Here is a 7092-nt window from a genome sequence, read left to right on the forward strand (position 1 = left end):
TGGGAGATCACGAACTTCTACAAGGGTTCGGCGTTCTCCGAGTCAGCGGGTTCAGGGCTGCTTTGCTGCTTCGTGCAGTCGATTATGCGCGGCCCTCAGTGCCCCCTCATCGCCTACGGCAATTGAGTCACAGAAGGGCGGATGCCCCGTCCCAAGGTTCGAGGACGGGGCATCCGATCTGCTTGAGGGCCACCACCGGTGAGGTTAATCGCTGCCGTCGTGAATGACAGTCGGCTGGACGCCAAGGATGAGGTTGTTCATGGCTTCTGGCATGCGGCCGAAGGACGCAACCCAGGTTTCGACGAGATACAATTCGCTATTTTCGTCGATCCCAAGGAAGAAACGGCCCTCGTCCAGTACTCCTACTGGAAAGATCGACCGCTCAATTTCCTCGCTCCACTCAGAGAATCGGTCCTCTTCGCCTAGGCACAGCAGAGGGTCGAGTTCGAACGGTTCGCGCGCGCAACTTACTCCGGAACCGGAGATGCTCACCGCGAGGCCTCCGAACTCGCTCAGGAATGCGATGACTGCCGAATGTCTCCGAAGACGGCCGTCCGCCTCCAGGGCCGACAACCATGACTCTGGGTCGACCTGTCGTTTCGGTGTCCAGCCAGCGGCCCTGAGGTCTTGTTCTACTTGTTCAGGGAACATTCCCAATTGAGCTACCTCACTGTCACGAAATCAATTTCGAAGGCGTCTTCGAGCGCTACACAACTATCGCATGGCCCGACAGGCTGTCCGTGCCCTGCGTGGGTTGTGGAGCTGCGTACGGTAACAGCTGCCGCTTGGGACCCTGTCGGGTTGTGCCCCGCCGTCAGCGCCTCGGAAATGCACTGGGGCAGGCCACACTTTCCATGCGCGCGCCCGCGGTCCGCTACCGGGACCGCGTCCAAGATTTCCTCAACCAACGGATGCAACGTGGGAGCTACTCCCTTGACGCTTGACGCTGAGTAGATCTGCCCGTCTGCCAGCTGTAGTGCTTCTGCGACTGCCGGGCGGGCCCTGCTTGGCACGGTGGCAGACGCTTTGTCCGCTTGAAGGCGGGCAGCAGCGATCGTCGTGGCACTGCTGAGCGTTACTCCGCTGCCTGCGGCAGGGCCTGAGAAGCCGTATCTCAACCGAACGTGATCCGTTGATGTTCGCAGGTCAGGCATGATGTGGATCGGAATGAGAGAGGTGTCTGGCGTCTTGTTTCCGCTCCGTGTGCGAGGGGTGCGCGATGGCGTCGGTGCTGGGAATTCTGGAAGAGCGGGAGACAGCAGCCCGTGTGCGGGTGGAAGGGCTGCGGGAGGAAGTCGCCCGGTTGGCTGAGGTGTTGGAGGCCGCGGAGATCGAGCTGGACCGGCGGGTGATCGCGCGGGAAGAGCTGGTCGAGGCCCTGGCGGCCTCGGCTGCCGAGACCACCGCCGTGACCGGGACCGAGGCTGAGGAGGAAGCGGTGCTGTCGCTCGCGCCGGCGCCTGGCTCGACGGTGCCGCCCTGGCGAGAAGGGCTGCCAGTGACGGTTCTGGCACTGGATTATCGGCGGATTCTGGGCGTGCTGGAACAGCAGTGGTCCACGGGTCACGGACCGCTTCGGGCCAAGGAGATCGCGGTGGAACTGGGCCTTGAGGCGACACCGGCGAAGGTCGAGGGGGTGCGGTCGAAAGCCCGACGTCTGGCGGAGCGCGGCTGGCTCCTCCTGGAGGCATCGGGGGCATTCAGTGCCGGCCGGCGGCCCGTGGCCGCGCCAGACGCCGGCTCATCCGCGTGACCATCGACCACCGGATCATTGCCTCGCTGGTGGCGGGCAGGGTCTCGTAGTCCCGGGCCAGACGGCGGGAGTTCATCAGCCACGCGAACGTGCGCTCCGCCACCCAGCGTCTGGGCAGCACCACGAACCCCGTCATGCCGTCGGTGCGCTCGACGATCTCCAAGGTCAGCGCGAGTTTGTCCCGGCACCAGCCGACGAGGCCACCGGTGTAGCCTCCGTCGGCCCAGACCAGGGTGATGTCGCGGTGCAGGGCACGCAACCGGGCCAGCAGGCCCGCCGCACCGTCGCGGTCGCCGATGTTCGCGGCGGTGACCGTGACGACCAGGAGCAGACCGAGGGTGTCGGTCACGATGTGCCGTTTGCGGCCCGGCACCTTCTTCCCGCCGTCGTAGCCGCGTGAAGCGGCCGGCACCGTCGCGGCGGCCCGCACCGACTGCGCATCGATGACCCCCGCCGTGGGCTCGGCCTCGCGGTCCTCACGCTCCCGGACCTTCCCGCGCAGTCGGTCGTGGAACTCGGTGATCAGCCCATGCTCGCGCCAGCGGCGGAAGAAGGCATAGACCCGGCCCCAGTCAGGGAAGTCCGCGGGCATCGCCCGCCACGAGATCCTGAACCGCTCCGGGTCTGATGGAGGTGGTGATGTGCCCCGGGTCTGGTGGAGACGGGTTGTTGGACAAGTGACGATCCAGCAGCCTCCGGAGGCCGCCCTGGAGCCGTTCATCCCGCAGATTCGATGCCTACCTCCTCGCTGCCGCGCGTCCGACCGCTTACTTCCTGCGCTCCCAGCCGGCCACAATGTGGCTGCAGGTGTTGACCGATCAGGCCCTACACCTGCTGGAGGCTGATCCGGCCGGACAGTGGGCACTGGCCGGCTGGCCGCGTTCCTCACCCATGTTGTCGCGGCCGACCCGGCGGCAGTGCGGCCTGGATGGCCAGCCACGCCGAGGCCATCGCCGCGAGGGCAGGCATCCGGCCGTTGCCGTACTGCTCCTGGCCGCCCGCCCGGATGTGTAGTCCCCTCCGCCCAGTCCGCGCCGTACTGCGGTCCGCGGCCCGCGTGGAGCACGGGCTCCCGAGGGGTGCTGCGCCCTGGACGGTGCGTATGGCGGCCGGATGGGCCCGCTCGGTGCCCCGGCCGGACCGCGGCGGCGACGGGATTGCCGACTTCGAGCAGCGCGAAGCCCCGCTCGTGCGCTGCGCCCGTGGCGGACGAGCGGGGCCTGGTGGAGGGTTACCAGCCGATGGTCTGGCCGTCCGGTGTGACGGTGACCGTGAATTTCTCCAGCGCCGGTGCTCCGGCTGTGTGCCAGCGCCCAACCTGCTCCTCGACCGTGTTCCAGAGGGCTTCGGGACCGTTCTGCCTCACGATCCACCGGCCGGCATCTTCGTAGAGCGCGGCCCAGGAGCCGGATTCGACGTCGATCAGTACGTCTTCGGTGCGCCCGCCCCGTTCGATGGTGAGGCGCTGTGCATTGGGTGCGGCGAGCTGTACGACGAATCGGGTCGTCCAGTCGGCCAGTAGGTCGCTGCCGAAGACGGCTTGGCGTTCCTTGCCGTCGTCCAGGTCGGGAAGGAGGCCGAGGTGCGGGGGCAGGTGGGGGCGGGCGAGCATGAAGCTGACCTGTCCGCCCAGCAGCGGCCCGGATGCGGTGCCGTCGTCGTGGACGGTCAGGCGTACGAGCTCCGAGGAGTTGAGCCAGCCGCCGATGGTGGCCAGGATCAGACCGCCCGGCCGCATCTGCTCGATCCACGCGGCGGGCACGGTTCGGACGCCGCACGTGGCGATGATTCTGTCGTACGGAGCCGATACGGCATGGCCGAGCAAGCCGTCCCCAGTGATGGATGTGGGGTACATGTCCTGCCGGGCGAGGGCGGCCCGTGCGCGCGAGGCGACCGCCTCGTCGTACTCGATGGACGTGACGAGCTCCTCGCCCAGCCGGGCGCACAGCAGTGCGGTGGAGTAGCCGGTCCCGGTCCCGATCTCCAGCACCTTCGACCCTGGCTCGACCTGGAGTTCCTCCAGCATGCGCAGGACGAGGGACGGCAGGGTGCTGGAGCTGGTGGGCTCCCGCATGATCTGGCCGCGGATGTCGGCGGGCAGGACGGTGCCCGCGATCTGGGTGATCAGCGACTCGTCCCGGTAGCAGCCTTCGAGCCAGCCCGTATCGGTGTCCAGGACGGGGCTCCACGCGCCCGGTGACGTCCCCGCCACGTACCGGAAGAAGCCGCCGCGCAGGAACTCGTGCCGGGGCACGGTCCCGGCCGCGGACTTCCACGGCTTGGTGCGCAGGACGCACTGGGCGGTGAGCGTGTCGAGGAGCTGTTGGTGCAGGTGGGCCGGGTCGGTCACGTCGTACGCTCCAGAAGGTCTGCCAGGGCTACGCCCATCGGCAGCCTCGTTTCGGGTTCCAGGGAGGTCATCGCCCGGGAGCGGCTGATGCTGCAACTCGCCATGGCGGCGCGCTGCGTTACACCGGGCTGCTTTTCGGGCGGCGCACAGCCTCGCTCGTTTGCTGCGGGCGTGCGGTCGAGCGGGGCCGTTTGTGAGGGAGGCTAGAGAATTCCGGTGATCTGCTGGCCGGTGAGTGCCTGGGCGATCTGCCACCGCATGCCGCCCCGAGATCCCTTGATCAGGACTACGTCACCGGGTTGCAGCATGGAGTTCAGCATTGTCGTGGCGGTCTCGTTGTCGGCGACGATCGCGGCATCCACGCCGGCGTGGGCGGCACCGAGAGCGGTCTGCTTGGCCAGTTCCTGCCCGACCGCGATCACGAAGTCGATGTCGTGCTTGCCTGTCTCTTGGCCCAGTTCCCAGTGGGCCTTGGGCCCTTCTTCTCCGAGCTCCAGCATTTCGCCGAGAACGACGAACCGCCGGGTGCCGGGCTCCTTCACCGACATGGTCTCCTTTGTCTGCTCAGGCACCGAGGACCACGCCCCGCCCGGCGTAGAAGCGGGCGAAGCGCGCCCAGGGCACCGCTGCGAACTCCTGGGACTGGTCCGGCAGCCCGGACGGGTTGTGCAACATCACGCTCTCCTCGGTGGCGCCGACGGCGAGGACCAGGTGCCCGCCCTGGTGCGGCGGATCGATATCGGGTGTACGGACGCTCTTGTGCACGGACACCAGTGCCAGCTGCCCGCTGCCGACGATCTCGCGCAGGCGAGCGGCGGGCAGGTCGGGAACCGACCGGGCGGCCAGCCCCCACCGGGTGGCCACATGCACGGCGAACGGCTGATAGATCAGGCCCTTCACCCTGTCGCCTTCGCGGATGTAGGCCCCGGCCTCGCACAGCTCGCGCACGAGCGGCACGGACGGCGGAACCGGGTGCCGCCAGTAGTCCAGCGCCATGCGCAGGCACGCAACGCCGCACATGCGCGGGGCCCAGAATGCGTATTCCTGGGGGCTTTCGGCGCCGGACTTCTGCCACAGCGGGTCATCGGCAGCGTGGAGCCGGCCTGTGATGAACTCCGGGACCAGGTCCCGGGACTCCCACTGCGAGTAGTAAGGGACACGGTTTTGGGTCGGTCGGGCGCTCATGCGCCCCAGTCTTGCCTACGGCAGGTAGCCAGGCTTGGTGTACGCGGTCCTGACGATGTGCTGCATCAGAGTGCCGTACGGGATGCCGCCCGCCTTCGCCATGGTGGCCAGGTTGCCGCGCTCGGACAGGCCGGGCAGCGTGTTGCACTCCAGCACGGTGGTGCGGCCGTTGATGCCCGCTATGAAGTCGACCCGGAGCACGCCGTGTGCGCCGATCATCCTGAACACGCGCTTGGCGATGTACTGCATGGACTCCGTGGTCGTGGCCGGCAGGATGGACGGGCAGTGCTCGACGCGCAGGGCCGGGTCGTGCTTGGCCGCGTAGTCGTAGAACTCGCTCTTCGGCTCGACATCGTGAACGGGCAGGGTCACCAGCCGGCCGTCCACCTCGATCAGGCCCACGGTGGCGGGGATGCCCTGCACGTACTCCTCGATCATGTACTCGCCGTACTGCTCGTCATCTGTGGGCGTGATCATCGCTCGGAGAGCGGCCTCGTCCCGGGCGATGCCCGCGGCGAGACTTCCCCCGCCGGACGCCGGCTTGACGAACACCGGGTAGCCGAGCGTGTGGCGCACGGCGGACAGCGTCGACTCGACGGAGATGTCACGGTCGACGGGGACCCAGGCCGGGGTGTCTATCCGCGCCTGGGTGAACAGGTACTTGAGCGTGGGCTTGTGCATGCCCAGCGCGGACGCCAGCACCCCGGAGCCGGTGTAGGGCAGCCGGGCGACTTCCAGCGCCCCCTGTACCTTGCCGTCCTCCCCGTAGAGCCCGTGCAGGCCGAGCAGAGCCACGTCGATACGCCCCGGCAGCGCGGTCAGCGGCGTGTCCCCGAGGTCGATCAGCTCGGTGGTGATGCCTGCGGCAGCAAGCGCCTTGGACGCGTGCTCGCCCGAGGCGATCGAACCCTGCCGTTCGGGGGAGTTGCCCCCGCACAGGACACCGATCCGTAAGCCTGCGATGTCCGGCACCGTCGTAGTGGTCACGCGATTCTCCTTCGAACGTGAGATGGCTGCGGTTGCTGAACGGATGCCGCATCAGCGCGGCGTCCCTCTGCCGGCGTCCCGAGCGTCATCGGCGTATCTGCGCTCGGGACACCGGGGTCTTGATGCCGGTCTCGACGGGGTCGAGGACGGTGCACTGGGCGAGAGAGGCGACCAACTGGTTGCCGACCACCCATCTGATGGACCAGCTGCTGGTGAGGAACACGTCGGCTTTCCCTGCGTAGAGCCCGAAGGGGCCGTGGTGGTAGCGGTGTCCGTAGACGGCGTCCACGATGACCTCGGCGACCCGTACCGCCACCGCCCCCTTGCGTCGCAGGTGCGGACACAGGCGAGCAGCGAGTGGCGCGCACAGTCTGCATACCGGCGGATGTGTGGTCATTTCCCCGTCCGGCCACGTCGGGCCGCTGTCGCGTTCGTCTTCCAGCAGCCACAGCCAGCCCCGCTCGTCACGGTCCGCGGGGCCCCCGCACACCTGGCACAGGACCTTGCGCATGGCGTGCCGCTGTCGGGGGCCGTGCACCTCGCTCCACAGCGGCTCGCCCGCCCCGGGATGGCCTCCCCAGTATTGCCACAGCACATCGTCGTACCCGTCCCGGCTGCCTGCTGTCGGGCCGGGGAAGGCGATGCCGTGGAGCGTGGCCACAGGGGCCGGCTGTGTCACCTTCTCGCTGGTCCATGGGGTGATGTACGGGACGGGACGGCCCTTGTGCGTGAGGGGTGTGGTCATGACGCTCTCTGGGGTGCTGGGAGTGGAGGTGGAAGGCGCCGGCCGTGCGCGACGGGGGCGGTACACGCACGG

At 68.1% G+C, this 7092-nt stretch carries 9 protein-coding genes; 1 reads left to right on the forward strand and 8 read right to left on the reverse strand.

The window, feature by feature from the left end:
• Positions 1-204: 204 nt before the first annotated feature.
• Complete coding sequence (locus ABT085_RS41630; protein ID WP_351620875.1) at positions 205-651, reverse strand: SUKH-3 domain-containing protein; 447 nt, start codon at positions 649-651, stop codon at positions 205-207.
• An 11-nt stretch (positions 652-662) separates the two neighbouring features.
• Positions 663-1154, reverse strand: a complete 492-nt coding sequence (locus tag ABT085_RS41635; protein ID WP_351620878.1) for a YwqJ-related putative deaminase — start codon at positions 1152-1154, stop codon at positions 663-665.
• A 65-nt stretch (positions 1155-1219) separates the two neighbouring features.
• On the opposite strand from ABT085_RS41635, the gene ABT085_RS41640 reads away from it, so the two are divergent.
• Positions 1220-1753 carry a hypothetical protein gene (locus tag ABT085_RS41640; RefSeq protein WP_351620881.1) on the forward strand — a complete coding sequence of 178 codons (534 nt, stop codon included), beginning with the start codon at positions 1220-1222 and terminating at the stop codon, positions 1751-1753.
• Here ABT085_RS41640 and ABT085_RS41645 read toward each other — a convergent pair.
• The 6 genes from ABT085_RS41645 to ABT085_RS41670 form a co-directional block, all read right to left on the reverse strand.
• Positions 1701-2474, reverse strand: coding sequence for an IS5 family transposase (locus ABT085_RS41645; protein ID WP_351620884.1), 774 nt, complete (start codon positions 2472-2474; stop codon positions 1701-1703). The genes ABT085_RS41640 and ABT085_RS41645 overlap by 53 nt on opposite strands.
• 510 nt (positions 2475-2984) lie before the next feature.
• The gene (gene tgmC, locus ABT085_RS41650) at positions 2985-4103 is read right to left on the reverse strand and encodes an ATP-grasp peptide maturase system methyltransferase (protein ID WP_351620887.1); all 1119 of its coding nucleotides are present in this window, start codon (positions 4101-4103) and stop codon (positions 2985-2987) included.
• 203 nt (positions 4104-4306) lie between these two features.
• Positions 4307-4651 carry a glutamate ligase domain-containing protein gene (locus tag ABT085_RS41655; RefSeq protein ID WP_351620890.1) on the reverse strand — a complete coding sequence of 115 codons (345 nt, stop codon included), beginning with the start codon at positions 4649-4651 and terminating at the stop codon, positions 4307-4309.
• A 16-nt stretch (positions 4652-4667) separates the two neighbouring features.
• Positions 4668-5288, reverse strand: a complete 621-nt coding sequence (locus ABT085_RS41660) for a C39 family peptidase (RefSeq protein WP_351620893.1) — start codon at positions 5286-5288, stop codon at positions 4668-4670.
• Positions 5289-5303: 15 nt separating this feature from the next.
• Entirely contained in the window at positions 5304-6275 is a 972-nt protein-coding gene (locus tag ABT085_RS41665) for a D-alanine--D-alanine ligase family protein (protein ID WP_351620896.1), read from the reverse strand.
• Positions 6276-6360: 85 nt separating this feature from the next.
• The gene (locus ABT085_RS41670; protein WP_351620898.1) at positions 6361-7020 is read right to left on the reverse strand and encodes a hypothetical protein; all 660 of its coding nucleotides are present in this window, start codon (positions 7018-7020) and stop codon (positions 6361-6363) included.
• Between the last annotated feature and the right edge of the window lie 72 nt (positions 7021-7092).

Source organism: Streptomyces sp. NPDC002265 (assembly GCF_040296125.1).
In the GTDB taxonomy this organism is placed as follows: Bacteria; Actinomycetota; Actinomycetes; order Streptomycetales; family Streptomycetaceae; genus Streptomyces.